At 69.5% G+C, this 26,788-nt stretch carries 22 protein-coding genes and 1 riboswitch; of the genes, 8 read left to right on the top strand and 14 right to left on the bottom strand.

Features of this window, described 5'->3' with window-relative positions:
- The first annotated feature begins 439 nt into the window (after positions 1 to 439).
- On the top strand, positions 440 to 1,192 hold the full coding sequence (locus ACLVWQ_RS08475; RefSeq protein ID WP_414107610.1) for an SDR family oxidoreductase: 753 nt from the start codon (positions 440 to 442) through the stop codon (positions 1,190 to 1,192).
- Positions 1,193 to 1,300: 108 nt separating this feature from the next.
- The gene (gene nagB / locus ACLVWQ_RS08470; RefSeq protein WP_414107609.1) at positions 1,301 to 2,086 is read left to right on the top strand and encodes a glucosamine-6-phosphate deaminase; all 786 of its coding nucleotides are present in this window, start codon (positions 1,301 to 1,303) and stop codon (positions 2,084 to 2,086) included.
- 459 nt (positions 2,087 to 2,545) lie between these two features.
- On the opposite strand, the gene ACLVWQ_RS08465 is transcribed toward nagB, so the two are convergent.
- From ACLVWQ_RS08465 to ACLVWQ_RS08450, 4 genes are all read right to left on the bottom strand, one after another.
- Positions 2,546 to 4,069: a glycoside hydrolase family 3 protein gene (locus tag ACLVWQ_RS08465; RefSeq protein WP_414107608.1), complete on the bottom strand. Its 1,524-nt coding sequence runs from the start codon at positions 4,067 to 4,069 to the stop codon at positions 2,546 to 2,548.
- A gap of 9 nt (positions 4,070 to 4,078) precedes the next feature.
- Positions 4,079 to 4,909 (bottom strand): carbohydrate ABC transporter permease, encoded by an 831-nt coding sequence (locus ACLVWQ_RS08460; RefSeq protein ID WP_414107607.1) that lies wholly within the window; start codon positions 4,907 to 4,909, stop codon positions 4,079 to 4,081.
- Positions 4,906 to 5,907, bottom strand: coding sequence for a carbohydrate ABC transporter permease (locus ACLVWQ_RS08455; protein WP_414107606.1), 1,002 nt, complete (start codon positions 5,905 to 5,907; stop codon positions 4,906 to 4,908). The genes ACLVWQ_RS08460 and ACLVWQ_RS08455 overlap by 4 nt, the downstream gene beginning before the upstream one ends.
- An 87-nt stretch (positions 5,908 to 5,994) precedes the next feature.
- The gene (locus ACLVWQ_RS08450; RefSeq protein ID WP_414107605.1) at positions 5,995 to 7,272 is read right to left on the bottom strand and encodes an extracellular solute-binding protein; all 1,278 of its coding nucleotides are present in this window, start codon (positions 7,270 to 7,272) and stop codon (positions 5,995 to 5,997) included.
- A gap of 441 nt (positions 7,273 to 7,713) precedes the next feature.
- On the opposite strand from ACLVWQ_RS08450, the gene ACLVWQ_RS08445 reads away from it, so the two are divergent.
- The 5 genes from ACLVWQ_RS08445 to mctP all read left to right on the top strand — a co-directional run bounded on the left by ACLVWQ_RS08445 (position 7,714) and on the right by mctP (position 13,079).
- Positions 7,714 to 8,478, top strand: coding sequence for a GntR family transcriptional regulator (locus ACLVWQ_RS08445; RefSeq protein WP_414107604.1), 765 nt, complete (start codon positions 7,714 to 7,716; stop codon positions 8,476 to 8,478).
- Between the two features lie 199 nt (positions 8,479 to 8,677).
- Complete coding sequence (locus ACLVWQ_RS08440; protein WP_414107603.1) at positions 8,678 to 10,831, top strand: carbon starvation CstA family protein; 2,154 nt, start codon at positions 8,678 to 8,680, stop codon at positions 10,829 to 10,831.
- Positions 10,803 to 11,012 (top strand): YbdD/YjiX family protein, encoded by a 210-nt coding sequence (locus ACLVWQ_RS08435; protein WP_414107602.1) that lies wholly within the window; start codon positions 10,803 to 10,805, stop codon positions 11,010 to 11,012. Before ACLVWQ_RS08440 ends, ACLVWQ_RS08435 begins: the two co-directional genes overlap by 29 nt.
- Before the next feature lie 160 nt (positions 11,013 to 11,172).
- Positions 11,173 to 11,454: a DUF3311 domain-containing protein gene (locus ACLVWQ_RS08430; RefSeq protein WP_414107601.1), complete on the top strand. Its 282-nt coding sequence runs from the start codon at positions 11,173 to 11,175 to the stop codon at positions 11,452 to 11,454.
- The gene (gene mctP / locus ACLVWQ_RS08425; RefSeq protein ID WP_414107600.1) at positions 11,451 to 13,079 is read left to right on the top strand and encodes a monocarboxylate uptake permease MctP; all 1,629 of its coding nucleotides are present in this window, start codon (positions 11,451 to 11,453) and stop codon (positions 13,077 to 13,079) included. The genes ACLVWQ_RS08430 and mctP overlap by 4 nt, the downstream gene beginning before the upstream one ends.
- Positions 13,080 to 13,231: 152 nt before the next feature.
- Here the strand turns inward: mctP and ACLVWQ_RS08420 are convergent, their stop codons facing one another.
- The 4 genes from ACLVWQ_RS08420 to ACLVWQ_RS08405 form a co-directional block, all read right to left on the bottom strand.
- Complete coding sequence (locus tag ACLVWQ_RS08420; RefSeq protein ID WP_414107824.1) at positions 13,232 to 14,188, bottom strand: ribonucleotide-diphosphate reductase subunit beta; 957 nt, start codon at positions 14,186 to 14,188, stop codon at positions 13,232 to 13,234.
- Between the two features lie 113 nt (positions 14,189 to 14,301).
- Entirely contained in the window at positions 14,302 to 16,764 is a 2,463-nt protein-coding gene (locus tag ACLVWQ_RS08415) for a ribonucleoside-diphosphate reductase subunit alpha (protein ID WP_414107599.1), read from the bottom strand.
- Between the two features lie 138 nt (positions 16,765 to 16,902).
- Positions 16,903 to 17,070, bottom strand: a riboswitch (cobalamin riboswitch).
- A gap of 21 nt (positions 17,071 to 17,091) precedes the next feature.
- Positions 17,092 to 17,622 carry a GNAT family N-acetyltransferase gene (locus tag ACLVWQ_RS08410; RefSeq protein ID WP_414107598.1) on the bottom strand — a complete coding sequence of 177 codons (531 nt, stop codon included), beginning with the start codon at positions 17,620 to 17,622 and terminating at the stop codon, positions 17,092 to 17,094.
- Positions 17,623 to 17,690: 68 nt separating this feature from the next.
- Positions 17,691 to 17,924: a hypothetical protein gene (locus ACLVWQ_RS08405; protein ID WP_414107597.1), complete on the bottom strand. Its 234-nt coding sequence runs from the start codon at positions 17,922 to 17,924 to the stop codon at positions 17,691 to 17,693.
- A gap of 93 nt (positions 17,925 to 18,017) precedes the next feature.
- Here ACLVWQ_RS08405 and ACLVWQ_RS08400 point away from each other — a divergent pair, with 93 nt between their 5' ends.
- On the top strand, positions 18,018 to 18,983 hold the full coding sequence (locus ACLVWQ_RS08400; RefSeq protein ID WP_414107596.1) for a helix-turn-helix domain-containing protein: 966 nt from the start codon (positions 18,018 to 18,020) through the stop codon (positions 18,981 to 18,983).
- Positions 18,984 to 19,039: 56 nt separating this feature from the next.
- Here ACLVWQ_RS08400 and ACLVWQ_RS08395 read toward each other — a convergent pair whose 3' ends face one another.
- The 6 genes from ACLVWQ_RS08395 to ACLVWQ_RS08370 form a co-directional block, all read right to left on the bottom strand.
- The gene (locus ACLVWQ_RS08395) at positions 19,040 to 20,410 is read right to left on the bottom strand and encodes a cytochrome P450 (protein ID WP_414107595.1); all 1,371 of its coding nucleotides are present in this window, start codon (positions 20,408 to 20,410) and stop codon (positions 19,040 to 19,042) included.
- A complete protein-coding gene (gene cyc1, locus ACLVWQ_RS08390) occupies positions 20,407 to 21,492 on the bottom strand; it encodes an epi-isozizaene synthase (protein WP_414107594.1) in 1,086 nt (361 codons plus the stop codon). The genes ACLVWQ_RS08395 and cyc1 overlap by 4 nt, the downstream gene beginning before the upstream one ends.
- Positions 21,493 to 21,919: 427 nt before the next feature.
- Positions 21,920 to 22,570, bottom strand: a complete 651-nt coding sequence (gene def / locus ACLVWQ_RS08385) for a peptide deformylase (protein WP_414107593.1) — start codon at positions 22,568 to 22,570, stop codon at positions 21,920 to 21,922.
- 257 nt (positions 22,571 to 22,827) lie between these two features.
- A complete protein-coding gene (locus tag ACLVWQ_RS08380; RefSeq protein ID WP_414107592.1) occupies positions 22,828 to 23,835 on the bottom strand; it encodes a tetratricopeptide repeat protein in 1,008 nt (335 codons plus the stop codon).
- A gap of 117 nt (positions 23,836 to 23,952) precedes the next feature.
- A complete protein-coding gene (locus ACLVWQ_RS08375) occupies positions 23,953 to 25,227 on the bottom strand; it encodes an HD-GYP domain-containing protein (protein ID WP_414107591.1) in 1,275 nt (424 codons plus the stop codon).
- Positions 25,224 to 26,738 (bottom strand): HD-GYP domain-containing protein, encoded by a 1,515-nt coding sequence (locus ACLVWQ_RS08370; RefSeq protein ID WP_414107590.1) that lies wholly within the window; start codon positions 26,736 to 26,738, stop codon positions 25,224 to 25,226. The genes ACLVWQ_RS08375 and ACLVWQ_RS08370 overlap by 4 nt, the downstream gene beginning before the upstream one ends.
- Between the last annotated feature and the right edge of the window lie 50 nt (positions 26,739 to 26,788).

Here is a 26,788-nt window from a genome sequence, read left to right as displayed (position 1 = left end):
CTGACGCCGAGCCCGGCGTGGATCCTGGCACGGGTCCCGGTGCGGGTTCCGACACGGGTCCGGGCGTAGATCCCGGCGTGAGACCCGGTGCAGGCCCACGCACGGGTCCCGGCGTGGATCCTGGCGCAGGCCCCGGCGTGGCCACCGGTTTCGGTCCGGTGTCGAGATCCTGATCGATCTCGGGTCCCGGACCGGGCCCGCGTCCGATCTCAGGATCCGCACCGATCTCGGATTCCGGACCGGTGCCGGGTCCCGGACCGGCCTCGAATCCCCCTGCGACCTCGGGTTTCGGCCTGGCCTCGGGTCCCGGACCAGCCTGTCTGCCGGCTGCCTGCCTGTTCACCATGGAGTGGATTTTATAGCGGGTGCTAGAGAAATGTCCGCGTCGTGTGTACGGTTTTTTCTGTAGCGACCGCTAGGGAAATCTGGAGGGGCGGACATGGGCGTGCTTGCGGGCAGGACCGCGCTGGTGACGGGCGGCAGCAGGGGGATCGGGAGGGGAATCGCCGAGCGGCTCGGGCGGGACGGAGCCAGGGTGGCGGTGCACTACGGGAGCGACGAGGCGGCGGCCAAGGCCACCGTGGACGCGATCCGGGCGGCGGGCGGCTCCGCGTTCGCGCTGCGGACGGAGCTGGGGACGCCGGGCGACGCGGACGAGCTGTGGCGGGAGTTCGACCGGCACGCGAAAGGCCTGGACATCCTCGTGAACAACGCCGGGATCGGCACATCCCGCCCGTTCGACGAGATCGACGAAGCCGAGTACGACCGGGTCTTCGCGGTGAACGTGAAAGCACCGCACTTCATCACCAGACTCGCCATGACCCGCATGCGTGACGGCGGCCGGATCGTCAACATCTCATCGGGCCTCGCGCGCACCGCGGCGATGCCGGACAAGATGGCGTACGCGATGACGAAGGGCGCCCTGGACATCTTCACGCGGGACCTGTCCAAGGTCCTGGGACCCCGAGGCATCACCGTGAACACAGTGGCGCCGGGCATCGTCGCCACCGATGCCAACGCCGGCTGGCTGCGGTCGGATGACGAAGCCTGGGCGCGGGCCGCGTCACTGTCGGCGCTCGGACGGGTGGGCACGCCTGCGGACATAGCCGACGTGGTGGCGTTCCTCGCCTCGGACGAGGGTCGCTGGGTGACAGGTCACTGGATGGACGCGACGGGGGGATCTCTGAGCTGAGCAGCCTGGGGCACCGTCCCGGGAAGACGCGACCGGGGAAGGCCATTCTGGTAGATTGGTCTATACCACATATGCAGGTGAGTTCCCCTTCAGAACGGCAGGCCCAGCGTGGAAGTTGTCATCGTTTCGGACGTCAAGGCGGGTGGCGAGCTCATAGCCGGGGCCATGGCGGAGTTGCTCCAGCACAAGCCCGACGCTCTGCTCGGCGTGGCCACCGGTTCGACCCCGCTGCCCATCTACCAGGCGCTGGCCGCGAAGGTGGGTTCCGGGGCCGTGGATGCCTCACGGGCGCGGGTCGCGCAGCTCGACGAGTATGTGGGGCTGCCGGCCGAGCATCCCGAGTCGTACCGGTCCGTGCTGCGACGCGAAGTGCTGGAGCCGCTGGGACTCGACATGGCGGCGTTCATGGGCCCTGACGGGACCGCCGAGGACATACGGGCGGCATGCGAGGCGTACGACAGGGCCCTCGCCGAGGTGGGCGGGGTCGACCTGCAGCTGCTCGGTATCGGCACCGACGGGCACATCGGGTTCAACGAGCCGTGTTCCTCGCTGGCGTCCCGTACCCGGATCAAGACGCTGACCGAGCAGACCCGGGTCGACAACGCGCGGTTCTTCGAGGGCGACATCGAGCAGGTGCCTCAGCACGTGATCACCCAGGGGATCGGGACGATCCTGGAAGCGCGGCACCTGGTGCTGCTCGCCACGGGTGAGGGCAAGGCCGATGCCGTGGCCGCGACCGTCGAAGGGCCGGTCGCGGCGGTGTGCCCGGCGTCCGCGTTGCAGCTTCACCCGCACGCCACGGTGGTCGTGGACGAGGCAGCCGCGTCCAAGCTGAAGCTGGCGGACTACTTCCGGCACACGTTCGCCAACAAGCCTGCGTGGCAGGGCATCTGACAGCGGTCTCGGCTCGGGCTCGGGGCTCAGGGCTCGGACTGGCAACGACGTTGTAGGTCGAGTCGCGAGTTGGCGGCGTCGGCAGAGCGGTCGACCGGCTGCGGGGCGGTTCCGGGGCACCGTTGCTGGGCTTCGCCGTAGGTCCGCTGCGGAGGGGGTTCGGGGCGGGTGCGGGACGTGGGGGTTCAGCCGGCGTCGTAGGCCGTCGGTGCGGGGCGTTGCCGTCGTGCACGGCGGACGATGACGGTTCGGTCGGCCGGGTCGATCACTCCTGCGGTTGACGGCGCCCGTCTTGGGGCCGTCTCAGAAGGGCGGCCTGGTCGGCCTGGTGGACCGCCCGCTCAACCGGCGCGGCGGTAAGCCTCGGTGCGCGGTGCCGGGGAGTGGTGCGAAGGGGCCGGATTCCTCTCGCGGAAGAATCCGGGACCCCTCCTCATCAAGGCGGACACGAGGGGGAGGTCATACCCCTGTGATGACCTCCGCCGCTGCCAGTCCGCATACGCGGGCCGCGCCGTGTGTGGCGATGTGGAGGGCGCCGCGGGGCGGGGCCTGGGGCACTCCCATCTCGACCACGACCGTGTCGGGGCGGGCGGCGATCAGGGTGTCGAGGGCCTCGGCCATCCAGGCGTGGCGGTGGGCGTCGCGGACCACGGCCACCACACGGCGCGGTCCGGCGGCCGTGAGCGCCTCGGCCCCGGCCCCCTCCCCCGTGAAGCTGCCGGTCGCCGTGCCCGGCAGCGTGCGGCGCAGTTCGGCGGCGACGCCCCAGGGGGTCTCGTCCCCGACGGCGATGTTGGCGACGGGGGTGAAGGCCGCGACGTACGGCGCCTCGGTGACCGGTGCGTAGTGCCGGCCGCGGGTGACGGTCAGGGCTCGGCGGGCCGCGACCAGGCCGATCTCGGTGCCGTCGGCAGACGAGGAGGAGGTTCCGCTCGGCGAAGTTCCGCTCGGTGTGGCTCCGTTGGTCGCGGTCGCGGTCGTCCAGGAGGCCAGGGTGCGTACGCGGGACGCCGCGTCGGCCAGGCGTTCCTCGGGGAGTTCGCCCGAGCGGACCGCGGTGACCAGCGCGTCCCGCAGTCGCAGGACGGTCGCCTCGTCGGCCAGCCCGCCGCCCACGCAGATGGCGTCGGCGCCGGCGGCGATCGCGAGGACGCTGCCTCGTTCGATGCCGTAGGTGGCGGAGATGGCCTGCATCTCCATGCCGTCGGTGACGATCAGCCCGTCGAAGCCGAGTTCCTCGCGCAGCAGCCCGGTGAGGACGCGGCGGGAGAGGGTCGCGGGGTGGGCCGGGTCGAGGGCCGGTACCAGGATGTGCGCGCTCATCACGGCCCGGCTGCCGGCCGCGACGGCCGCGCGGAACGGGGCCAGTTCACGGGAGTCGAGGAGCGACGGGTCCGCGTCGATGCGCGGCAGCGCGTGGTGCGAGTCGACCGCCGTGTCGCCGTGGCCCGGGAAGTGCTTGGTGCACGCGGCGACTCCGGCGGACTGGAGGCCGGTGACGTAAGCGGCGGTGTGCCGGGCCACCAGTGCGGTGTCAGCGCCGAAGGACCGTACGCCGATGACGGGGTTGTCGGGGTTGGAGTTGATGTCGGCGGACGGTGCCCAGTTGAGGTTCACGCCGCAGGCGGCGAGGCGGCGGCCCAGTTCGTGGGCCACGGCCTCGGTCAGCGCCACGTCGTCGACCGCGCCCAGCGCGTGGTTGCCGGGGAACGACGACCCCGTGCGCGCCTCCAGGCGGGTGACGTCGCCGCCTTCCTCGTCGATGGCGACCAGTACGTCGTCGCGTTCCGAGCGCAGTTGGGCGGTGAGGGAGGAGAGCTGATCGGGGGAGGCGATGTTGCGGCCGAAGAGACCGACGGAGGCGAGGCCCTCGCCGAGCCGCCGGAGCAGCCAGGAGGGAGCGGAGGTCCCGGTGAAGCCGGGCTGCAGGACGGCGAGGGCGTCACGCGTGAGCGTGTCCGTGCCGGAGGTGATGGTGGTCATCGGGTGGCGTTATCCCTTCACGGCGCCGGAGGTCAGTCCGCTGACGGCCTTGCGCTGGAGGAAGACGAACAGGACCAGGATCGGGATGGCGAAGAGCGAGGCGGCGGCCATGGTCGCGCCCCAGTCGTCGCCGAACGTCGTCTGGAAGCTGGAGAGCCACAGCGGAAGCGTCTGCTTCTCCGCGTCCTTGTTGAGGATCAGGACCAGCGGGAACTCGTTCCACGCCGTGATGAAGCCGAAGAGCGAGGTGGCCATGAGACCCGGGGCGAGCAGCGGGAAGATGACCTTCACGAAGGCCTGTCTGCGGGTGCAGCCGTCCACCATCGCCGACTCCTCCAGTTCCTTCGGCACGGCGGCGACGTATCCGCGCAGCGTCAGGACGGTGAAGGGCAGCACCATGATCATGTAGAAGACGGTGAGCGGTACGAGGCTGTTGAGCAGGTCGGCGTCGCGCACGATCATGTAGATCGCGATGACCATGACCTCCCACGGCGCCATCTGCGCGATCATGAAGGTCAGGAGGAATCCGCGACGGCCCTTGAACCGCATGCGCGCCAGCGCGAACGACGCGAGCAGCGCGATGACGAGGGAGAAGACCACCGCGAGGACGGTCACCGTCAGGGAGTTGCCGACCAGCGTCCAGAAGTGGTCCGCGTCCAGGGCCCGCCGGAAGTGGTCGAAGGTGATGTCGGTCGGCACGAAGACCGGGTCGTCCGAGATGATGTCGCCGGTCGGCTTCAGCGAGGTCGCGAACATCCAGTAGACGGGGAACGCGAAGACGACGAAGAGGACGACGGCGGTCGCGTTGGGCCACAGCCGGGCCATCGGAGAGCGCTTCACAGCTCGTCCTCCTCTTGCTTGAGAACGGTACGCAGGTAGTAGGCCGTCAGGCCGAGCAGGATGAGGATCGTCAGGAACGAGATCGCCGCTCCCATCCCGTAGTGCTGGTTGCCGGGGCCCTCGACGAACGCGTAGATCGGCAGGGTCTCGGTGAGCCGGTCGGGGCCGCCCTTGTTGATGGCGAAGATCTGCGGGAACGCCTTGAAGACCCAGATGACCTCCAGGAAGGTCGTCGCCCACAGGAACGGCCGCATGAAGGGAAAGGTCACGGAGGTGAAGCTCTTCCAGGTGCCGGCCCCGTCGATGGACGCGGCCTCGTACAGCTCTTTGGGGATGGTGGTCGTGGCGGCGTACAGGTTGATCGCCACGAACGGGATCGACTGCCAGACGATCAGCAGGGTGATCACGGAGAAGGTGGAGAGCTGGGTGCCGAACCAGTTGTAGTCGGCCATCGACGACCAGCCCGCCTTGGCGAGCAGCCAGTTGACGACGCCGAAGCGCTGGGCGAACAGCCACTGGTAGACCGTGGTCGCGGCGATCACCGGCATCGCCCAGGCCAGCACCAGGCCGAGCATCAGCAGCAGCCGCATGTTCTTGCCGAGCCGGGCGAGGAGCAGGCCCACGAGGGTGCCGAGCACCATGATGAGGACGACGTTCACGGCGGTGAAGAGGACCGTCCGCTGGACGACCTTCCAGAAGTCCGAACTGCTCAGGACGTCCGTGTAGTTGTCGAACCCTCTCCACTCGGTGAGGTGGAGGATCAGCTGGCGCGGGTTGAGGTTCTGGAACGACAGCATGCCGTTCTTGATCAGCGGCCAGCCGAGCAGGATCAGCGTGGCGAGCAGCGCGGGCAGCAGAAGCAGATACGGGGCGGACGCACCGCCGCGCCTTCTGGCCGGGCCCGTGCCTGTGCCCTCGGTGGGCGGGGGTACGTCGGTCTTACGGACACCGGGCGCCGCGGCCGTGCCTGTGTCCGTGCGTTGGGTCTGCACTGACATGCTCGCCATCTCTTCCACCGTCGGGGGATCGCAGTTCGATGCGCCGTCGTGCCGGGGACGGGCAGGCCGTCCCCGGCACGAAGGTGATCAGTTGCTCTGCGCGAGCCGCTTGTTGATCTCGGCCTCGACCTGCTTGGCGGCGGCGGCCGGCGACTTACCCTTCAGAACCGCGGTCATGTAGGCCTTGACCGGGTTCGGGTCGTTCTCCACGGCGGCCCACTCGGGGATCAGCGGGGTGGTGCCACCGCCGGCCGCGGCGGGGGCTGCGGCCTCGGCCGCGCCGTTGCCCACGAGGTTGGTCTGCAGCGACTCCTTGTTCGGGATGACGCCGTTCTCCTTGGCGAGCGCGCCCTCGAACTTGTCGGACAGGGCGAGCTTCAGGAACTCCTTGGCGAGCTCCTGCTTCTTGCTGCCCGCGGCGACCGCGAAGTTGGAGCCGCCGAGGAAGACACCCTCGGGCTGGTCGGCCGTCTCACCGGGGATGGTGAAGTAGCCGATGTCCTTCTCTATCTTCTTGTTGGCCGCGATGGCCGTGCCGGCCTCCCAGCCCATGCCGACGAAGGCGCCGACGTCGCCCTTGGCGAAGACCTCGGCCTGCTGCGGGGTGGCCTCGTCCTTGTCCTTGGGGGCCTTGGAGTAGGACTGGTAGTCCTGGTAGATCTCCATGGCCTTGCCGACCTTCGGGTCCGCGAGGTTGGAGACGTACTTGTCCCCTTCCTTCTTCACCAGGTCGGCGCCCTGGCCGATGGTCAGGCCGTCGAAGAAGTACCAGTTCTGGCCGGGCAGGTAGATCGGCTCGGCGTCGGTCTTCTTGTCGATGGTCTTGAGGGCGTCGAGGAACTCGGCCCGCGTCTTGGGGGTGTCCTTGATGCCGGCGTCGGCCCAGACCTTCTTGTTGTAGATGACGACGCGGTTGGCGAAGTACCACGGGGCGGCGTACTGCTTGCCGTCGAAGACCGAGGACTCGTTGAGGGCCTTGGTCCAGTCGGCGCCGATCTCCGCCTTGAGGTCGCTCAGATCGGCGAGGCCTCCGGTGGCCGCGTAGGCGGGGGTCTGGGTGTTGCCGACCTCCAGCACGTCCGGCGGGTTCTCCTCGGAGAGCGAGGTGGTGATCTTCTGCTGGATGCCGTTCCACTGCTGGGTCTCGAACTTCAGCTTGGCCTTGGTCTTCTTCTCGAAGGCCGCCGTGAGGTCCTTGGTCCAGCCGGGCGGCGTGGAGCCGTCCATGGCCCAGACGGTCAGGGTCTGACCCTTGTAACCGTCGGCCCCCGCCTTGCCGCCACCGTCACCGTCGTCGCCGCCACAGGCAGCGACCGACATCAACATGCCCGCGACACCGACGGCCGCGATGAGCTTGCGATTCACGTCATCCTCCTCAGGGATGCCAGCAACCCCCCTGCCCACCGCGTGACTTACGACGAGTACTGCCCGTGGGGCTGGGACCTGGTCCTCAATGGTTTAGACCAGTACGGGGAGCTTGGCCTAGACCTAGAAGGGTGTCAAGGGTGGAAAAGGCCCTCCCGACCGTCCGTTACGGGACCTACATATGCAGGGACCTTTCACTGCACGCGCGGCAGATCGGACACACTCGCGCGCGGGTACGGCCGTACGCGTGCGCAGGTCATGACAGGGTCCGCCACCTGCCCCGGCCTCCTGGTGGACTAGACCAAAAGGGACCCCGACGGTATATAGAGGGGATCACGCAGCGTGCGGGGAGGACACTCGCACGACTGGGCGTGCCACGATGTGAGCCGTGGCCGGCGCGTACATCGGCCGCGACGGCACCCGGAGCCGGGAAGGCAGAGTATGAGCACCGACGTCAGCAGTGCGGAGAACGAGGGTGGGGCCCCCATCCGTACCGCGCGCGTGCCCAAGTACTACCGCCTCAAGAAGCACCTGCTCGACATGACGGACACGCTGCCGCCCGGTACGCCGGTACCGCCCGAGCGCACGCTCGCCGCGGAGTTCGACACCTCGCGCACGACGGTGCGCCAGGCGCTCCAGGAGCTGGTCGTCGAGGGGCGCCTCGAACGCATCCAGGGCAAGGGCACGTTCGTCGCGAAGCCGAAGGTGTCGCAGGCGCTGCAGCTCACCTCGTACACCGAGGACATGCGGGCGCAGGGGCTCGAGCCGACCTCGCAGCTCCTGGACATCGGCTACATCACCGCGGACGACGCGCTCGCGGAGTTGCTCGACATCACGGCCGGGGGGCGGGTGCTGCGGATCGAGCGGCTGCGGCTCGCCAGCGGGGAGCCGATGGCGATCGAGACGACGCATCTGTCCGCGAAGCGGTTTCCCGCGTTGCGGAGGTCGCTGGTGAAGTACACGTCGCTGTACACCGCGTTGGCCGAGGTGTACGACGTGCATCTGGCGGAGGCGGAGGAGACGATCGAGACGTCGCTGGCGACTCCTCGGGAGGCGGGGTTGCTCGGGACGGATGTGGGGTTGCCGATGCTGATGTTGTCGCGGCATTCGCTGGACAAGGATGAGCAGCCGGTGGAGTGGGTGCGGTCGGTGTACCGGGGGGATCGGTACAAGTTCGTTGCGCGGTTGAAGAGGCCCACGGAGTAGGTGCGCGGGGGCGTTGTCGGGGGCGGGTGCCTTGTGGCTGGTCGCGCCCACGCGGCGGAGCCGCATATCGACACAGCCCCGCGCCCCTAAAGGATTGCGCCGTTCCCCGCGTCTCAAGACAAGAGACCGTGCCTGGTGTGGCGTTGGTGCTCGTCCTGTTCTACCGTCCTCCCGTCATCCATGGACGGGAGGACGACCCGTGCACAGCGACAGACCTCGTAAGGCAACTCCTCGCAGCATCGTCATCTGGACCCTCGTCGCGCTGGTGAGCGCGGCCGGGTGGTCCGTGCTCGCGCTCTCGCGGGGCGAGGAGGTCTCGGCCGCCTGGATGGTCGCGGCCGCCCTCGGCTCGTACGCCATCGCCTATCGCTTCTACGCGAAGTTCATCGCCTACAGGGTCCTGAAGGTCGACAAGACCCGGGCCACGCCCGCCGAGCGGCTCAACAACGGCATCGACTTCCATCCCACCGACCGGCGGGTGCTGCTCGGCCACCACTTCGCGGCGATCGCGGGCGCGGGGCCGCTGGTGGGGCCCGTGCTGGCCGCGCAGATGGGGTATCTGCCCGGCACCATCTGGATCATCGTCGGCGTGATCTTCGCGGGCGCGGTCCAGGACATGATCGTGCTGTTCTTCTCCACCCGCCGGGACGGCAGGTCGCTGGGGCAGATGGCGCGCGAGGAGATCGGCCCGTTCGGCGGCGCGGCCGCCCTGGTCGCCGCCTTCGCCATCATGATCATCCTGCTCGGGGTGCTCGCGCTGGTCGTCGTCAACGCGCTCGCCCAGTCGCCGTGGGGCACCTTCTCCATCGCGATGACGTTCCCGATCGCCCTGCTGATGGGCTTCTATCTGCGCGTCCTGAGGCCCGGCCGGGTCACCGAGGTCTCGCTGATCGGTGTGGCGCTGCTGCTGTTCGCGCTGGTCGCCGGACGCTGGGTCGCCGAGTCGTCCTGGGCCGGCACGTTCACGCTCGCGCCCTCGACACTGGTCGTCTGGCTGGTGGCGTACGGGTTCATCGCGTCGATCCTGCCCGTGTGGATGCTGCTGGCGCCGCGCGACTACCTCTCCACCTTCATGAAGATCGGCACGATCGTGCTGCTCGCGCTCGGTGTCGTGGTCACGCTGCCGACCCTGAAGATGGACGCGGTGACGGACTTCGCCTCGCAGGGCGACGGGCCGGTCTTCGCGGGCTCGCTCTTCCCGTTCGTCTTCATCACCATCGCCTGCGGTGCGCTCTCCGGCTTCCACGCCCTGATCTCCTCCGGTACGACGCCGAAGATGATCCAGAAGGAGACGCAGGTCCGGATGATCGGGTACGGCTCCATGCTCATGGAGTCGGCCGTGGCCGTCATGGCGCTGGTCGCGGCGTCCGTCATCGATCCGGGGCTGTACTTCGCGATGAACGCGCCCGCCGGGGTCATCGGGGACACGGTCCAGAACGCCTCACAGGTCGTGGGCGGCTGGGGGTACCAGATCTCCCCCGGGGACCTGGCCGCCGCGGCGAAGAACGTCGAGGAGGCGTCCCTGCTCTCGCGGACCGGCGGCGCGCCCACCCTCGCGGTCGGCGTCTCGGAGATCTTCTCCGAGGTCACCGGGAACGGCCTGCGCGCGTTCTGGTATCACTTCGCCATCATGTTCGAGGCGCTGTTCATCCTGACCGCGCTGGACGCGGGCACCCGGGTGGGCCGCTTCATGCTCCAGGACACCCTGGGCAACCTCTACAAACCTTTCAAGAACGTGAGCTGGAAGCCCGGACTCGTCATCACGAGCGGCATCGTCTGCGGTCTGTGGGGCTACTTCCTGTGGGTGGGCGTCCATGAACCGCTCGGCGGGATCAACCAGTTGTTCCCGATCTTCGGCATCTCCAACCAACTCCTCGCCGCCGTCGCCCTGGCGGTCTGCACGACCCTGCTGGTGAAGTCCGGCCGCCTCAAGTGGGCCTGGATCACCGGCATCCCACTCGTCTGGGACGCCACCGTCACCCTGACCGCGAGCTGGCAGAAGGTCTTCTCCGGCGACCCGCGCGTCGGCTTCTTCGAGCAACGCTCGGTCTACCAGGGCGGCATCGACCGGGGCGAGGTCATCGCGCCCGCCAAGAACATGGACGACATGCACACGATCGTCACGAACTCCACGGTCGACGGCGTCCTCACGGCGGCGCTCGCCCTGCTCATCGTGATCGTGATCGTGGACGCGACGAGGGTGTGCATCCGGCATGTACGCCGTCCCGCGCTCTCCACCCTCAGCGAGGCACCGTACGTCGAGTCGCAGATCGTCGCTCCGGCCGGGCTGATCCCGACCAAGGAGGAGAAGGAGGAGGTACGCGATGCGGTCGGCGCTGCACCAGGCGGTTAAGGCGGTGAGAGGCGTGCGCTGGTACGTACGGGAGTTCACCGACGAGTCCGCGTACGACCGTTACGTCGCGCATGTGCGCAGGGACCGGCCCGATGCCGATGTGCCCTCGCGGCGTGCGTTCGAGCGGATGCGCACGGACCGTCAGGAGGAGGATCCCCGGCGGGGTTTCCGCTGCTGCTGAGGGCTGCTGTCGGAAGCCGTTCTCAGAGCCGCTGTCCGGCATGGTGTCGAGCGAGCGGCGCGGCACATCCGTTATGCGGACAGGGGTTCCATAAAGCGGAAACGTCCCTTAGATTTCCTGCGCGTTGCACAGGTGATCAGTGAGGGGACGGAGCCGCCGTATGTCAGAAACACCGGATGCGCCAGGAGCGCCCGAGGGGAATCCGCCGGTGGTGACACCGGTCCGGGTGGTGATCGCCCTCTGCCTGATCGCGCCGTTCGTGGCACTGCTCTGGGTGGGGTCGTACGCGAAGGTCGACCCCACCTTCATCGGCATCCCGTTCTTCTACTGGTACCAGATGCTGTGGGTGCTCATCTCGACCGCGCTCACGATGACCGCGTACTTCCTGTGGAACCGTGACCAGCGCGCCCGCAAGTCGCAGAACGGGGGCGTGTCCGCATGAAGGACGGCGTGAACGGCGTGGCACTCGCCGTCTTCATCTTCTTCTTCCTGGCCGTCACGGTCATGGGCTTCATGGCCTCGCGCTGGCGCCGGTCCGCCAACGAACAGACCCTCGACGAATGGGGCCTGGGCGGAAGATCGTTCGGCACCTGGGTCACCTGGTTCCTGCTCGGCGGCGACCTCTACACGGCTTACACGTTCGTGGCGGTCCCGGCGGCGATCTACGCGGCGGGCGCGGCGGGCTTCTTCGCCGTCCCTTACACGATCCTGGTCTACCCCCTCATCTTCACCTTCCTCCCCCGCCTCTGGTCGGTGTCGCACAAGCACGGGTACGTGACGACGTCGGACTTCGTGCGCGGGCGCTTCGGCTCGAAGGGGCTGTCGCTCGCGGTCGCCGTCACCGGCATCCTCGCGACGATGCCGTACATCGCACTGCAGTTGGTGGGCATCCAGGCCGTCCTCGACGTGATGGGCGTCGGCGGCGGTGAGGACACCAACTGGTTCGTCAAGGACCTGCCGCTGCTCATCGCCTTCGCCGTGCTGGCCGCGTACACGTACTCGTCCGGGCTGCGCGCACCCGCCCTGATCGCGTTCGTCAAGGACACGCTGATCTACATCGTCATCACGGTCGCGATCATCTACATCCCGATCAAGCTGGGCGGCTTCGACGAGATCTTCGCCAAGGCCGGTGAGGCCTACAGCCAGACCAACCCCGCGACCGGCGCGCCACGCGGCGCCCTGGCACCGGGTGAGGCGGGCCAGTGGACGTACGCGACGCTCGCGCTCGGCTCCGCGCTGGCCCTCTTCATGTACCCGCACTCGATCACGGCGACGCTGTCCAGCCGCAGCCGTGAGGTGATCCGGCGCAACACCACGATCCTGCCGCTGTACTCGCTGATGCTGGGCCTGCTCGCGCTGCTCGGCTTCATGGCGATCGCGGCCGGCATCAAGGTGGACAACGGGCAGCTGGCGATCCCGCAGCTCTTCGAGACCATGTTCCCCGACTGGTTCGCGGGGGTCGCCTTCGCGGCGATCGGCATCGGCGCGCTGGTGCCGGCGGCCATCATGTCCATCGCGGCGGCGAACCTGTTCACCCGCAACATCTACAAGGACTTCATCAAGCCCGACGCGACGCCCGCGCAGGAGACCAAGGTCTCCAAGCTGGTCTCGCTCCTTGTGAAGGTGGGCGCGCTCGTCTTCGTCCTGACCATGGACAAGACCGTGGCGATCAACTTCCAGCTGCTCGGCGGCATCTGGATCCTGCAGACCTTCCCGGCGCTGGTCGGTGGCCTGTTCACCCGCTGGTTCCACCGGTGGGCGCTGCTCGCGGGCTGGGCGGTCGGCATGGCGTACGGCACGATCGCCGCGTACGGGGTGGCCTCGCCGACGCAGAAGCACTTCGGTGGCTCTTCGGACGAGATCCCCGGGATCGGCGAGATCGGGTACATCGGCATGACGGCGATCGTGCTGAACGTGATCGTGACCGTGGTGCTGACGTTCGTCCTGCGGGCGGTGAAGGCTCCCGAGGGTGTCGATGAGACGTCGCCCGCGGACTACACGGTCGACGCGGGGGACAAGGGGGTTCAGGTGGAGCTGCCGCCGGCCACGGCCGGGAGCAGCCACTAGGGGTTTCGCCCCCGCCGCCCCTGCCCGATCCCGTCACTCACTCGGGGGCTCCGCCCCCGGACCCCCGCTCCTCAAACGCCGGAGGGGCTGGAAGAAGGCGCCGGAGGGGCTGGTTCTCCTGAGAATCAGCCCCTCCGGCGTCGTGCTGCGGCCTAGAACTCGTCGTCGAACGACACCGAGCCCTCCACCGCGACCTGGTACGCCGACGGCCGGCGTTCGAAGAAGTTGGTCAGCTCCTGGACCCCCTGCAGCTCCATGAAGGAGAACGGGTTCTCGGAGCCGTAGACCGGCTCCAGGCCGAGGCGCTGCAGACGCTGGTCCGCCACGCACTCCAGGTACTGGCGCATCGACTCGGTGTTCATGCCCGGCAGGCCCTCACCGCACAGGTCGCGCCCGAACTGCAGCTCCGCCTCGACCGCCTCGCGCATCATGTCGGTGACCTGCCGGCGGAGTTCGTCGTCGAAGAGCTCCGGCTCCTCCTTGCGGACGGTGTCGACCACCTCGAAAGCGAAGGACATGTGCATCGTCTCGTCGCGGAACACCCAGTTGGTGCCCGTCGCCAGGCCGTGCAGCAGACCCCGGCTGCGGAACCAGTAGACGTACGCGAAGGCCCCGTAGAAGAACAGCCCCTCGATGCACGCGGCGAAGCAGATGAGGTTCAGCAGGAAGCGGCGGCGGTCGGCCTTCGTCTCCAGCCGGTCCAGCTTCTCCACCGAGTCCATCCACTTGAAGCAGAACTCGGCCTTCTCCCTGATGGACGGGATGCTCTCGACGGCGTCGAAGGCGGCGGCCCGGTCCGCCGGGTCGGGCAGATAGGTGTCGAGCAGCGTCAGATAGAACTGGACGTGCACGGCCTCCTCGAAGAGCTGGCGGCTCAGATACAGCCGGGCCTCCGGGGAGTTGATGTGCTTGTACAGCGTCAGCACCAGGTTGTTCGACACGATCGAGTCGCCCGTCGCGAAGAACGCGACCAGTCGGCCGATCATGTGCTGCTCACCCGGTGTCAGCTTCGCGAGGTCGGTGACGTCCGAGTGGAGGTCGACCTCCTCGACGGTCCAGGTGTTCTTGATCGCGTCCCGGTAGCGCTCGTAGAAGTCCGGGTAGCGCATGGGGCGCAGGGTCAGTTCGAAGCCCGGGTCGAGGAGGTTCTTCTCGGCCTTCACGGCCTTCACGGCCACATCGTTGTTGTCGGTCTTCTCTGGTGCGTCAGGTGCGGTGGTCATTACTGGCAGGCCTCGCAGGACTCGGGGTTCTCAAGGGAGCAGGCGATCGCGTCCGGATCGGTGGCCTGCTGGACGGGAATGGCCTTCGCGGGCTGCGGCTCGGGCTGGGCCTGCGTCTGGGCCTGGGCCCGGGCGGCGCGGGCGATGCGGGTCGCCGGGCGCGAGCGCAGGTAGTACGTCGTCTTCAGGCCCGACTTCCAGGCGTACGCGTACATCGAGGAGAGCTTGCCGATGGTCGGCGTCTCCAGGAACAGGTTCAGCGACTGGGCCTGGTCCAGGAACGGGGTCCTGGCCGCGGCCATGTCGATCAGGCCGCGCTGCGGGATCTCCCACGCCGTGCGGTACAGGTCGCGCACGTCCTGCGGGACCCAGGTGAAGCCCTGCACCGAGCCGGACGACTCGCGCAGCGCCTCCCGGGTCTGCGCGTCCCACACGCCGAGCTTCTTCAACTCGGCCACCAGGTAGGAGTTGACCTGGAGGAACTCGCCGGACAGGGTCTCGCGCTTGAACAGGTTGGACACCTGCGGCTCGATGCACTCGTACACGCCCGCGATGGACGCGATGGTGGCGGTGGGAGCGATCGCGAGCAGCAGCGAGTTGCGCATGCCGACGGCGGCGATCCGCTCGCGCAGGGCCGCCCAGCGCTCCGGCCAGTTGAGCTCGACGTCGTAGTGGTCCGGGTGGAGCACGCCCTGGGCCGTACGGGTCTTCTCCCAGGCGGGCAGCGGGCCGTTGCGCTCGGCGAGGTCGGCGGACGCCTCGTACGCGGCGAGCATGATCCGCTCGGCGATCCGGGTGGAGAGCGCCCGCGCCTGCGGGGAGTCGAACGGCAGCCGCAGCTTGAAGAACACGTCCTGCAGGCCCATCGCGCCCAGACCGACCGGCCGCCACCTGGTGTTGGAGCGGCCCGCCTGCTCGGTCGGGTAGAAGTTGATGTCGACGACCCGGTCGAGGAAGGTCACGGCGGTACGGACCGTCGCGTCAAGCCGCTCCCAGTCGATGTCCTGCGTGCCGGCGTCGACGAAGCCGCCCAGGTTGACCGAGCCGAGGTTGCAGACCGCGGTCTCCCCGTCGTCCGTGACCTCCAGGATCTCGGTGCACAGGTTCGAGGAGTGGACGGTGTGGCCGGGCAGCGCCGTCTGGTTGGCCGTGCGGTTGGCGGCGTCCTTGAAGGTCATCCAGCCGTTGCCGGTCTGCGCGAGGGTGCGCATCATACGGCCGTACAGATCGCGGGCCGGGATGGTCTTCTTCGCGAGCCCGGCGGCCTCCGCCCCGCGGTACGCGGTGTCGAACTCGTCGCCCCACAGGTCGACCAGCTCAGGCACGTCCGAGGGAGAGAACAGCGACCAGTCACGGCCCTCGTCCACCCGGCGCATGAACTCGTCCGGGATCCAGTGCGCGAGGTTCAGGTTGTGCGTACGCCGGGCGTCCTCACCGGTGTTGTCGCGCAGCTCCAGGAACTCCTCGATGTCGGAGTGCCAGGTCTCCAGGTAGACCGCGGCGGCACCCTTGCGCCGGCCGCCCTGGTTCACCGCGGCGACCGAGGCGTCGAGGGTCTTCAGGAAGGGGACGACGCCGTTCGAGTGGCCGTTCGTGCCCCGGATCAGTGAACCCCGGGAGCGGATCCGGGAGTACGAGAGCCCGATGCCGCCCGCGTGCTTGGAGAGGCGCGCCACCTGGTGGTAGCGGTCGTAGATGGAGTCCAGCTCGTCCAGCGGGGAGTCGAGGAGGTAGCAGGACGACATCTGGGGGTGCCGCGTACCGGAGTTGAAGAGGGTGGGCGAGGAGGGCAGGTAGTCGAGGTGGCTCATCAGCCGGTACAGGGACGCCACTTCGTCGACCGAGCGGGTGCCCGCCCGGGGATCGGGCCCGGTGTCCTCGGCGAGACCGCTCGCCACCCGCAGCATGAAGTGCTGGGGCGTCTCGATGACGGACCGGGTGATCGGGTGCCGCAGCAGATACCGGCTGTGCAGGGTGCGCAGTCCGAAGTAGCCGAAGCGGTCGTCGCCTTCGAGGTCGATCAGCGCGTCGAGCCGGGCCGCGTGGGCACGTACGAACTCGGCCGTGCGGTCGGCGATCAGGCCCTCGCGGTGGCCGACGGCGACCGACTCGGAGAAGGAGCGCACGCCCTGCGAGGCGGCTTCCTCGGCGATGCCGACGGTGAGCAGCCGCGCGGCCAGCTTCGAGTAGACCGGGTCCTCGGAGATGAGACCCGCGGCCGCCTCCGTGGCGAGCTCGCGCAGCTCAGGCTCGTCCGCGGCGGCGGACCTGCCGCGCAGTGCGGCGGCGGCGACCTTGCCGGGGTCGGCGCCGGGGAGGTCGACGGTGAAGTCGGTCAGGGTCCGCAGCAGCGCGGCTCCCGGTCCGTCGGTCTCGGCCCTGTCCTGCTGGACCCGGGGCGCTGTCGCGGACCCTGTCGCGGTCCCTGTCGCGGAGACCGGATCGGCTGGCGCGATGGTCACGTGGGGCTCTCCCTCGCTCGGCACGGGGGCCTGCGGGGAGAGGGGTTCGGGGCACACGGGAGTACGCGCTCTGCGCAGCGCCACGCCGCGTCCACCGGCCCACTCCACGAGGCCCGGACGTCATGCGCCCGGACCGGACGGTCTGGGCGCGCTGTCGGCAGGTCCTCGGACTGACTCTTGTACGACGGCATGCGGGCATACGCGTACAAGTACACCGTTGCGGGACAGTTCCGGATTTGCACCGGATTCCCCTGCGACGACAGCGAGCATGAGCATACATCTTGTGCCGGGCTCCGGAAGCACCCCTACATGTTGTGTCGGCGTGTGTCAGAGCGTCAGTTCGTAGGTGAGGAGCGTGATGTCGTCCAGCTGCGGGAGGGGGTTCCAGTCCCGGGCGGGGGTGCGGGTGAAACCGAGCCGCTCGTAGACGCGATGGGCGCTGCGCATGGTGCGCTGGGTGGACAGGACGACGCTCGCGCAGCCGTCCGTGGCCCGTGCGCGTTCGACGCAGGCGCGTACGAGAGAGGTGCCGACGCCCCGGCCGCGGGCTTCCTTCGCGACCGCCAGCATCCGTATCTCGGCCTCGCCCGCGCCTGCGATGTCGGCCATGGGTCCGCCGGCCGGTACGAAGGTCACACCACCGAGGAGCCGGCCGCGGGGCGCTCCCGGCGACCCCGCGACCTCCACGGCCACCAGCACCTCGCCCGCGGCGGCCCGCCCGGCGGCGTCGCGCAGTTCGGCGAGGTACGGGTCGCCCCCGCCGAAGTCGAGCAGCCCGTCCCCGAGATAGGCCTGCGCGGTGATCTCCCCCAGCGCCGGGTACTCCGCGGGCTCCGCCCGTCTGATCACGATGTCCATGCCCCGCAGTGTGCCGGAGGGGAGCGACGGGGGCCGCCGGGTTTTCCTTGGGCGGGCGGCGCGCTCGCTCACGCCGCCCGGGTGACGTCCGCGGCCGAGATCCCGCCCAGGGCGCGCTCCGTACGGGCCCGCGGCGACGGCGAGCCCGGGGCGCGGTCCGGGGCGCCGCGTTCGGCCTCCCGGAGCTGACGGTCGACGCGGCGGTCGTGCACGATGCCGAACACCGAGGGGAGGACGAGCAGGACGAGGATTCCGAGGACGGTGAGCATTCCGATCAGGCCTTCCAGCTGTGTCGTATTCATGGACACCACTGTCGCGCCTGACGCTCCTTACCGTGAGTGGCAGTACTGCCGCACACCCTCGATTTCCTGCCAGATCCGGTGCACACTGGCAGCATGCTGACCAACGTGGCCGCCGTCCTGCTCGACGGAGTGCATCCATTCGAACTCGGCGTCGTGTGCGAGGTGTTCGGCCTCGACCGCAGCGACGACGGACTCCCGGTGTACGACTTCGCGGTCGCCTCGGCCGAGGGGCCGAGCCTGGGCACGCACGTCCCCGGGTTCACGGTCTCCACCCCGTTCGGCCTCGACCGACTGGAGGAGGCCGACCTGATCGTCGTCCCCGCCGGGAGCCACTACGTCGGCCGCACCTACCCGGCCGAGCTGCTCGACTCCCTCGTCCGGGCCACCGAGCGCGGCGCCAAGGTGCTCAGCGTCTGCTCCGGGGTCTTCGTGCTCGGCGCGGCCGGACTGCTCGACGGCCGGCGCTGCGCGGTCCACTGGCGGCACGCGGAGACGCTGGCCCGGCGCCATCCACGCGCGAAGGTCGAACCGGACGTGCTGTACGTGGACGCGGACCCGGTGATCACCTCGGCGGGCACCGCCTCCGGCATCGACGCCTGCCTCCACATCGTCCGCAAGGAGCAGGGCCCCGAGGTCGCCAACAGCATCGCGCGCCGCATGATCGTGCCCCCGCACCGCGACGGCGGCCAGGCCCAGTACATCGAGCGGCCGCTGCCGCGCTCGCAGTGCGACACGGTCGGCGAGGTGCTCGTCTGGATGGACCGCCACCTCGACCAGGAGGTGACCGTCGAACAGCTCGCCGCACGCGCGCACATGTCCCCGCGCACCTTCGCCCGCCGCTTCCAGCAGGAGACGGGCACCACCCCGTACCGCTGGCTCCTACGTCAACGAGTACTGCTGGCACAGGAGTTGCTGGAGGCCACGGACGAGACGATGGACTTCATCGCGGACCGCTCGGGGTTCGGGACCGCGGCCGCGCTGCGCCATCAGTTCGTCCGCTCGCTGGGGACGACCCCGCACGCGTACCGGCGTACGTTCAAGGGCCCGCAGGCCGCCTGAACGTACGCCGCACGGATCGCCGAGCGGCTCACCTCACCGCTCGGCCCACCGCGTGATCACCTCGGTACGGCCCGCAGCAGCAGCCGGTGCGGACGCAGCGTGATGCCGACCCGGGTGGTGTCGTTCGACTCGGACACCTGCTCCAGACGCCAGCGCGAGGCCACCGCCGCCGTGATGAGACCGAGCTGGGCCATCGAGAAGTGGTCGCTCGGGCACTTCCGGTTACCCACACTGAAGGGGCTCATCGCGTGCTTGGGTACGTCCTTGGCGCGTTCCGGAAGCCAGCGATCGGGGTCGAACTCCAGATTCCCGTCGTACGAACACGCATCGCGCTGGATCGCGTACGGACTGTAGACGATGTCGGCCCCGGCCGGAATGCGATAGCCGCCGAGTGCGGTCTCGGTCACGGCCCGGCGCGTCAATATCCATACGGCGGGACGCAGCCGCATGGCCTCGACGACGACATTGTTCGTGTGGGACAGCTTCCGCACGTCCGCGAATGCGACGGGCCGGTCTCCCGCGACCGATTTGACCTCTTCGCGTACCCGGTCCGCGTGTTCCGGGTGTTCGCTGAGGACTTGCAGGAGCCACATGATCGTGGAAGCGACGGTTTCGCTACCGGGGGTGAGTATCGCGACCACCTGGTCGTGGATCTCCTGCTCCCCGATCGGCTCGCCATTCTCGTCCTTCGCCTCCAGCAATGCCGTCAGCAAATCGTCCGGCTTTTGACCGGACGCACGGCGTTCGGCCACGATCTCGTCGACCAGAAGGTGCAAATCGGCCAACGCTCGGTCGAATGCGCGATTGGCCGGGAGCGGCAGCCGGTAGAGCGGACCCGCCGGGATGACCATACGGCGGTACATGCCCCGGAACACGGTGGCGAGAGCGACGCTCAGCCGCTCGGCCCGCTCGTCCATGAAGTCGCCGCGCAGCAGGCAGCGGGCGGCGATGCGGACGGCGACGCGGAACGACTCCGCGGTGCAGTCGATCGTCTCGCCGGGCCGCCAGCGCTCCGCCAGGGCGTGCGCCTCCTCCTCCATGATCGGCCCGTACTCGGGGATGACGTCCAGCCGGAACGCGGGCTGGATCGTCCGCCGTTGCCGCCGGTGCCGCGGTCCGTTGGCGGTCGCCACCCCCTCCTTGCCGAGCAGGCCCTCAAGGGATTCCCACAGAGGTCCGTCGATCTTGAAGTCGGGGCTCAGCGCCAGCTCTCCGGTGAGGGCCGGCGTGGTCACCGCGTACACCGTCTTGGGGCCCAGCCGCAGCCGGACGACGTCACCCTCGGCGCGCAGCCGGGTGAGGAAACCCAGGGGGTCGCGGGCCAGTTTCAGACCGTGCCCGAGGACGGGGACGCCACCCCCCGCGAGGGGCGGGGTGGACGGTTCTGCCGCTCGGTGCGCAGCGGGCCGTACGTTCTCGACGGTCATTTCTCACCTGCCGCTTCGTTGTTGACGTACGGGGGTGTGGAGCGGTCGTCCCAGTTGTCGACCATGTACCGTCCCGACTCGTGGTGGAACCAGTACACGGAACTGAACCAGTTCCGCATATTGCACAGGCACGCCCTTATGGCAGCCGCCAACGCGGCACCGCGGGCGGACCCGCTGCCGATTCTTTCCGCGTACCTCAATACCTCCTGTTCGACGTCGAGGAATTCGGTGATGCATCCCTCGACCCGACGCCTGACTTCCCTCGTCGATTCATCGAGCCGCATTCCCTCGTGATGAATGAGGCTGATGCCGAGATTGTGGAGCTCGTCGCCCGCCATCTCCTTGGGCAGTGAGCACAGATCGTTGTACCAGGCGGCGAAGTCCTGGCACAGCAGAGCGGCCCGCCGATAGGAGATGTTCTCCCGCACGGCAGCGGGCAGTTCGTACTCCGCGCTCGGTTCGAGAAGGTCGAGCCAGATCCAGTGCGCGAACGTCATCCGGCGCAGTTCGAGGTATTCCTCGACCGTCGGGACAATGCCCGACGTGCGGTTGTGGAATTCCTGGTCGTACGCCTCTATGACGGCGTGGAAGTGGTCGGCGAACCGTGCGTTCCACCCGTCCCCCAGGAACGAGTACAGCCGCACCATGCTGTCCGCGAACCCCGCGACCAGGGGGTCCTGGTGGTGCAGGTGCTCCTTCGGGGAGTCGAGAGCCGTGTGCAGCCGGCTCCTGAGCCGCTGCCAGGCTTCCGGCCTGCCGTGGATGATGTCCCGGTCGTGGCGGTCGTCCCAGACGAAGAACCACGCGCTGTAGTCCGCTATCGCCTGGAGGACCTCGTCGGGCGCGCCTATGTAGTAGCCCGCCATGAGGTCGGTGTAGCAAAGCCCATCGGCATATGCCTCTACTGTGGCTGCCGACATGAGACGCATTTCCAGGAGCCAGGTCCTTGTCGCCTCCTGGAGCTTGGGCCAATACGGATGGAGCCGGCGGGGAAACTCGGTCTCGATCACCGGAAGAGAGAGAGCCGGTGGAACGAGGGCCGAGGTGTACGTCGTTGAGGTGCTCTGTGAGAAAGCAGGCACGAACAAACCCCTCTCAGCCGCCTGTTGACGACACGCCCCTCCCGCTGTACCGGGCGTGCGCCGTTCATATCCCCGCCTTCCCATTCAGCACCACAACTGACCGTTCTGGGAACGGATTTGCTTCACCCGCCGCCTCACGGTGCCGAGAATATCCCTATGTGTGACTGAATATGGATCGCTACAGACGCACAAAGGATCGAACGTGCTACGTACACGCGAACGGCGCCCGGCCGGAAGGGAATCCGGCCGGGCGCCGTGGGTTCGGGTCGCTCGCGCCCCGTGTGTCGTTCTCCGTCACCGTCGTTCACAGACGTTCGCAGGCGTTCGCAGGCGTTCGCCGTCGATCGCCGTCGATCGCGCACGTTCACAGACGTTCGTAGACGTTCATAGACGCCGCAGCGGCTCCGCGGCGGGCTCGCGGGGGTCGTCAGTCGTTCGCGACGACGGGGTACCGCGGCTCGTTCTCGGCCATCTGCCGCAGCGCGTCCTTGCGTTCGCGCTTGGAGAGACGGTCGATGTAGAGGTACCCGTACAGGTGGTCCGTCTCGTGCTGGAGGCAGCGCGCGAAGTAGCCCGTGCCGCGCACCTTGATCGGGTTGCCCTTCTCGTCCTGCCCGGTGACCTCGGCGTAGTCGGGGCGGGCCAGCGGCGCGTACGCGGTCGGCACCGAGAGGCAGCCCTCGCTGCCCTCGTCCAGATGACGCTGCTCGGCGGGCAGTTCGACGAGCACGGGGTTGCAGACCACTCCCGTGTGCCGCTTGCCCTCGTCGTCCGGGCAGTCGTAGACGAAGACCTTGAGGTCGACGCCGACCTGGTTGGCGGCCAGCCCCACTCCCTCGGCGACGTGCTGGCTGGCGAACATGTCGTCGACCAGCCGGGCGAGGTCGTCACCGAACTCCGTGACGTCCTTGCATTCCTTCTTCAGCACCGGATTCCCGACGACCGTGATGGGCCGGAAGGTCCCGCGCTCCCGGTACGCCGCCTCCCGCTCCTCCGAGTCCTCGGTGTCGATGACGAAGCCCTCGTCGTCCACGGGGAGCACTCCGGAGTGCTGCTGCTCAGTGTCCTGCTGCGCCATGACCGACGTAAGCCTTCCTCGGATGAACGGGGGTTGTAATGCTCATACAGGGTACGGGGCGCTTCTCAGGGGCGTGGAGCTGTGCCACTGTGCGGCTCCGCCGCGGGGCGCGACCAGCCACGAGACGGACCCGCGGCCGACGAACGACCTCCCGGAATCCCCAGGAGCCCGCGGACTCCCGCCCACGGTCCGGGTCCGGGTTGAGGGCCGGGTCCAGGGCCGAGTCCAAGTCCCGGTCCCGGTCTCGGTCTCGGTCCCTAACAAACCTCTTCGAGATCCCGCCAGTCCCGGGAATCAGGACTGTCCGCGACCCACCCGTCCAGCAGCCCCCGGACCAACGACGCGGGGGCGGCGAGCCCGCACTCACGCTCCGGCACCCACAGCTGCCCGTCGGTCCGATGCCCGAGCGGCCCGGGATGCCCCGGCTCACTGTGGTCGTGCGGATCGAGATGCTCACCGTCGCCCTCGTCGGACGGCATCCGTGACTCGGAGCACATCCGGCAGAGCAGCCGCACGGACGACGACCAGTCCTCGGCCGCGAACCCGGCGTCCGCCGCGAGCCGCTCCAGCGCGTCCCGGTCGTCCTCGGTCGCCGCCTCCAGGAGCACGACCCAGGTGGGCACCGGCGAGGGCGCCCACAGCTCGATCTCGTCGAAGACGGGATAGGAGTGGCCGGCCGTCGTGGTCCGCTCCCCGTGCGGAACTCCGTCGTGCAGGACGACCTCGCCCCAGCGCCGCCCGGAGGACGGCAACGGAATGGAGAGCACCTCGACACGGGCGGGATCCAGCCGCCGCCCCCACACGACCTCGGCCTCGCCCTCGGGCGACAGCCGCACCGCCGCACTGCCGAGGTCCATGCCCACCGGCTCCCCGGAGGCGGCTGCCCCCGCGCCGGCCTTGGGCCGGGAGGCACCGCCGGGCACCCGCAGGCCGTACGCCTGCCAGGCCCGCCGGGCCAGGGGCCAGTCCTGCAGGGCGGTCGCCGCGATCCCGACGTTCCACCAATCGGGGGCCCCGGCCTCCCGGTCGAGCAGCGCCACGGCCCGCAGACCGGCCGCCCGCGCCTGCTCCCAGTCGTGCCGGAACTTGTGCAGCAGGGCGAGGTTGAACCAGGACTCGGACAGCCAGGGCTCCAGGTCGGCCGCACGGGTCAGCAGCGCCCCCGCGTCCTCGTACCGGCCGTCGCCGATCAGTGTGAACGCACGGTCGGTGGCCTGCCGCCACGAAACGGAGGGGCGGTGCCGTCCCTTGCCGAAGATCCTCACGATTCCCGCCTGCCAGTTCGTTGAAGAGCGTGCAGCCTCGGGCTGGACTGTGCCCCCTGATGTCCTCTTCCTCGCATCCAACCACGGACGGTCGGACGGGCGCTCATTACCCATGGGTTACCCAGCCAGGGGCAAGGTAAGGCCGTCTCTCGCCAGCACCCTGGCCAGCGACTCGACGACTTCGGGCTGGTAGTCGCGCGCGGTGCCCAGCCGCAGCTCCTCCAGCGCTTCCAGGGGTCCGCCGGGGCCGGTTTCCCGGGTTTTCTCGTCGTAGGCGTTCACCGCTCTCACGATTCTGGCGCTGACCGGCTGTTCGCGGTACGGGTCCGCCTGGCTCTCCACCACGAGGGCGACCGCCGCGGCCACTCCCGTCTGACGCACCACGGCGCCGCCGAGCAGGGCGATGCGCCGCTGGTCGTCGGGGGCCAGACCGGCCGTGGCACCGGCGGGCACGGGGTCGACGAGCGAGAGCTGGCCGATGTCGTGCATCAGGGCCGCGTACTCCAGGACGGTCAGCTCGGGTCCGGAGAGCCCCAGCTCACGGCCGACGGCCCGGCTGAGCGCGGCCACCCGCCGGGCGTGCCCCGCCGGGGTGTAGCCGGCGATCTCGGTGGCCCGCGCGAGGGAGGCGATGGTCTGGCGGTAGGTGGTCCGTACCGCCGCGTACCGCCGGAAGGACAGCTGGGTGAGCAGCAGGGGCAGCGAGAAGACGGGCAGCGCCCACAGGCCCGCGACGGCGACCGCGAGCGCCATCACGGCTCCGGTCGCGCAGACCGCCGAGCCGATGCCGAGGGTGCCGCGCAGCTCGTCCCGCAGCAGCGGTCCGAAGGGCCACCGGGTCCGCGCGTGCGCCATGGCCGCGGCCAGCACGGCGTCCCACAGCGCGGTCAGCAGGAGCAGCGCGACGACGAGGGCCGCGTACGAGGGACCGCCGCCGGCCCACTCTCCCAGCCTGCCCCGGCCGTAGAGGGGTTGGAAGCACACGGCGGCGAAGCCGACGGTCAGGACGCGTCGGGTGAGGTGGTCGGCGGTGGGTCCGTGGCCCATCGCCACATGCGGCACACAGCCCAGCAGGGACGCGGCCGCGACCACGGCGACGATCTGCGGGACCCCGTCGTGGCCGGCGCCGCCGTGGAGGGCGTGTCCGCCGTTCTCGCCGAGGAGCGCGTAGGCGAGGGCCCCGGCGGCGGCGAGCGGCGCCGACTCCCGCTCCTCGGCGCCGCTCCACCGGGCGAGCTCCCCCACGGCGATGAGCAGCCCGAAGGCGAGAGCGGCCCCGCGGTCGTCGATGCCGTCCCAGAGGGTGACGCCGAGGGCGAGAACGGCCAGCAGCGCGGCGCAGGCCCGGACGAGTACGAGGGCGCGCGGGGCTCTCCCACCGGGAATGTTCACGTCGCCGACCGGTGGGGGCGGGTCGCGGGCCGGGCGGGGTCGGGAGCGTGCGGGCGGTCGTCCGGCAGGCGGGGCGGCTCGCCGTGCGACGCCGACCCGTGCGGCTGTGTCCCGTGCCGTGCCGTCTCGTGAGGCGGTGTCTTGTGCGGTGGCGTCTCATGCGGTGACGTCTCGTGCGGTGACGTCTCGTGCGGTGACGTCTCGTCCGCCGTCACCACGGGATGCCATCCCTGCCGGACGATCGCCCGCACGAACGCCGCCACCATCCGGGGGTCGAACTGCGCCCCCGCGCCCCGTTCCAGTTCCTCGATCGCCACCGGGACCGGCCGCGCCCGCCGGTACGACCGGGTCGACGTCATCGCGTCGAAGGCGTCCGCCACCGCCACCACCCGGGCGAACTCCGGGATCTGGCCGCCCTTCAGCCCGTACGGATAGCCGCTGCCGTCGAGCCGTTCGTGGTGGTGCAGGATCGCCGACCTGGCCTCCCCGAGGAATCCGATGCCCCGGACCATCTCGTGTCCGTACTCGGGGTGCAGTTCGATCACCCGGCGCTCCTCGGGCGTCAGCGGCCCGTTCTTCCGCAGCAGTCTGGTGGGGACGCCGAGCTTGCCCACGTCGTGCAGGATCCCGGCGAACCTGAGCACTTCGGCCCGTTCGTCGGCCATGCCCAGTTCGCGCGCGATCATCATCGACGCCTGTCCCACCCGCTCGCTGTGCCCGCGCGTGTACCCGTCCTTGATGTCGACGGCCTGTACGAGTGCCCGGATGGTGGCCTGGTGGGCGGCGCGCTCGCGGTGGTACTGCGCGAACACCCACCACGACACGTACATCGGCAGCAGCACGAGCAGCGCGGCGACCGGCCCGTACGGGCTGCGCCAGAGGACCGCCATCATCAGCCCGGCGAGCCCGTGCACGGCGACGGGCGCGAGCGAGCGCAGGAACAGCCCGCGCCACGCGGTCCGTACCGGCACCCGCTCGGCGAGCGCCAGGATCCCCCCGTCGAGCACCGTCAGCACCAGGCAGAACGCCGCCACGGCCGCGCCCGCGGTGCCGAGCGCGTAGGGAAAGTCGGAGGTGACGACCGCGTCCCGGCCGCCCAGTGACCAGTGGGTCTTCGAGGCGGCCCAGGTGCTGAGCGAGAGCTGCGCGGCCCGCCAGACCCGGCGCAGCCAGCGCGGGCGCTGCTCGACCCTGGCCAGCAGCGCGCCCGGCAACGGCACGAGCGCGGCGGCAGGCGGCGGCAGCAGGAAGGCCGCGGCGAGCATCACCGGCGTGTGCCATCTGAGCTGGGCGCCGGATTCTCCGGATTCCCCGGCCGGCCCGGCGCTCTCGGGCCCCCGTTCCCCCGCGAAGCGGCTCGCGGCGAGCAGTTCACAGGCCGCGCAGAGCACCGCGAACAGGGCCACCGCGGTCCACGGGGCGTGGGTGTCCGGAACCGGCACGGCACACGACACCGCACCGAGCGCGGTGCAGGCGACGTAGACACGTGCCCACGGCGGAACCGACCGCATGGCGTTCCCCTCCCGACGGCCCGGACTCGTCGGCCGGCCGGGCGGGGGCC

It is taken from the genome of Streptomyces sp. CWNU-52B (genome assembly GCF_047444975.1).
GTDB lineage: Bacteria > Actinomycetota > Actinomycetes > Streptomycetales > Streptomycetaceae > Streptomyces.
The sequence above is the reverse complement of the archived record's forward strand: the minus strand, read 5'-3'. Positions and strand labels throughout refer to the sequence as shown.

What these genes read in the sequence shown, in the direction of transcription:
- ACLVWQ_RS08410 (WP_414107598.1), bottom strand. Translation starts at nt 17,622, where the DNA reads ATGGACATCGTGATCAGACGGGCGGAGCCCGCGGAGTACCCGGCGCTG.
- ACLVWQ_RS08405 (WP_414107597.1), bottom strand. Translation starts at nt 17,924, where the DNA reads ATGAATACGACACAGCTGGAAGGCCTGATCGGAATGCTCACCGTCCTC.
- ACLVWQ_RS08420 (WP_414107824.1), bottom strand. Translation starts at nt 14,188, where the DNA reads ATGCGCTACCCGGACTTCTACGAGCGCTACCGGGACGCGATCAAGAAC.
- ACLVWQ_RS08395 (WP_414107595.1), bottom strand. Translation starts at nt 20,410, where the DNA reads ATGACCGTCGAGAACGTACGGCCCGCTGCGCACCGAGCGGCAGAACCG.
- ACLVWQ_RS08435 (WP_414107602.1), top strand. Translation starts at nt 10,803, where the DNA reads ATGCGGTCGGCGCTGCACCAGGCGGTTAAGGCGGTGAGAGGCGTGCGC.
- def (WP_414107593.1), bottom strand. Translation starts at nt 22,570, where the DNA reads ATGGCGCAGCAGGACACTGAGCAGCAGCACTCCGGAGTGCTCCCCGTG.
- ACLVWQ_RS08400 (WP_414107596.1), top strand. Translation starts at nt 18,018, where the DNA reads ATGCTGACCAACGTGGCCGCCGTCCTGCTCGACGGAGTGCATCCATTC.
- ACLVWQ_RS08465 (WP_414107608.1), bottom strand. Translation starts at nt 4,069, where the DNA reads ATGACCACCATCACCTCCGGCACGGACACGCTCACGCGTGACGCCCTC.
- ACLVWQ_RS08370 (WP_414107590.1), bottom strand. Translation starts at nt 26,738, where the DNA reads ATGCGGTCGGTTCCGCCGTGGGCACGTGTCTACGTCGCCTGCACCGCG.
- ACLVWQ_RS08445 (WP_414107604.1), top strand. Translation starts at nt 7,714, where the DNA reads ATGAGCACCGACGTCAGCAGTGCGGAGAACGAGGGTGGGGCCCCCATC.
- ACLVWQ_RS08475 (WP_414107610.1), top strand. Translation starts at nt 440, where the DNA reads ATGGGCGTGCTTGCGGGCAGGACCGCGCTGGTGACGGGCGGCAGCAGG.
- ACLVWQ_RS08455 (WP_414107606.1), bottom strand. Translation starts at nt 5,907, where the DNA reads ATGTCAGTGCAGACCCAACGCACGGACACAGGCACGGCCGCGGCGCCC.
- mctP (WP_414107600.1), top strand. Translation starts at nt 11,451, where the DNA reads ATGAAGGACGGCGTGAACGGCGTGGCACTCGCCGTCTTCATCTTCTTC.
- ACLVWQ_RS08430 (WP_414107601.1), top strand. Translation starts at nt 11,173, where the DNA reads ATGTCAGAAACACCGGATGCGCCAGGAGCGCCCGAGGGGAATCCGCCG.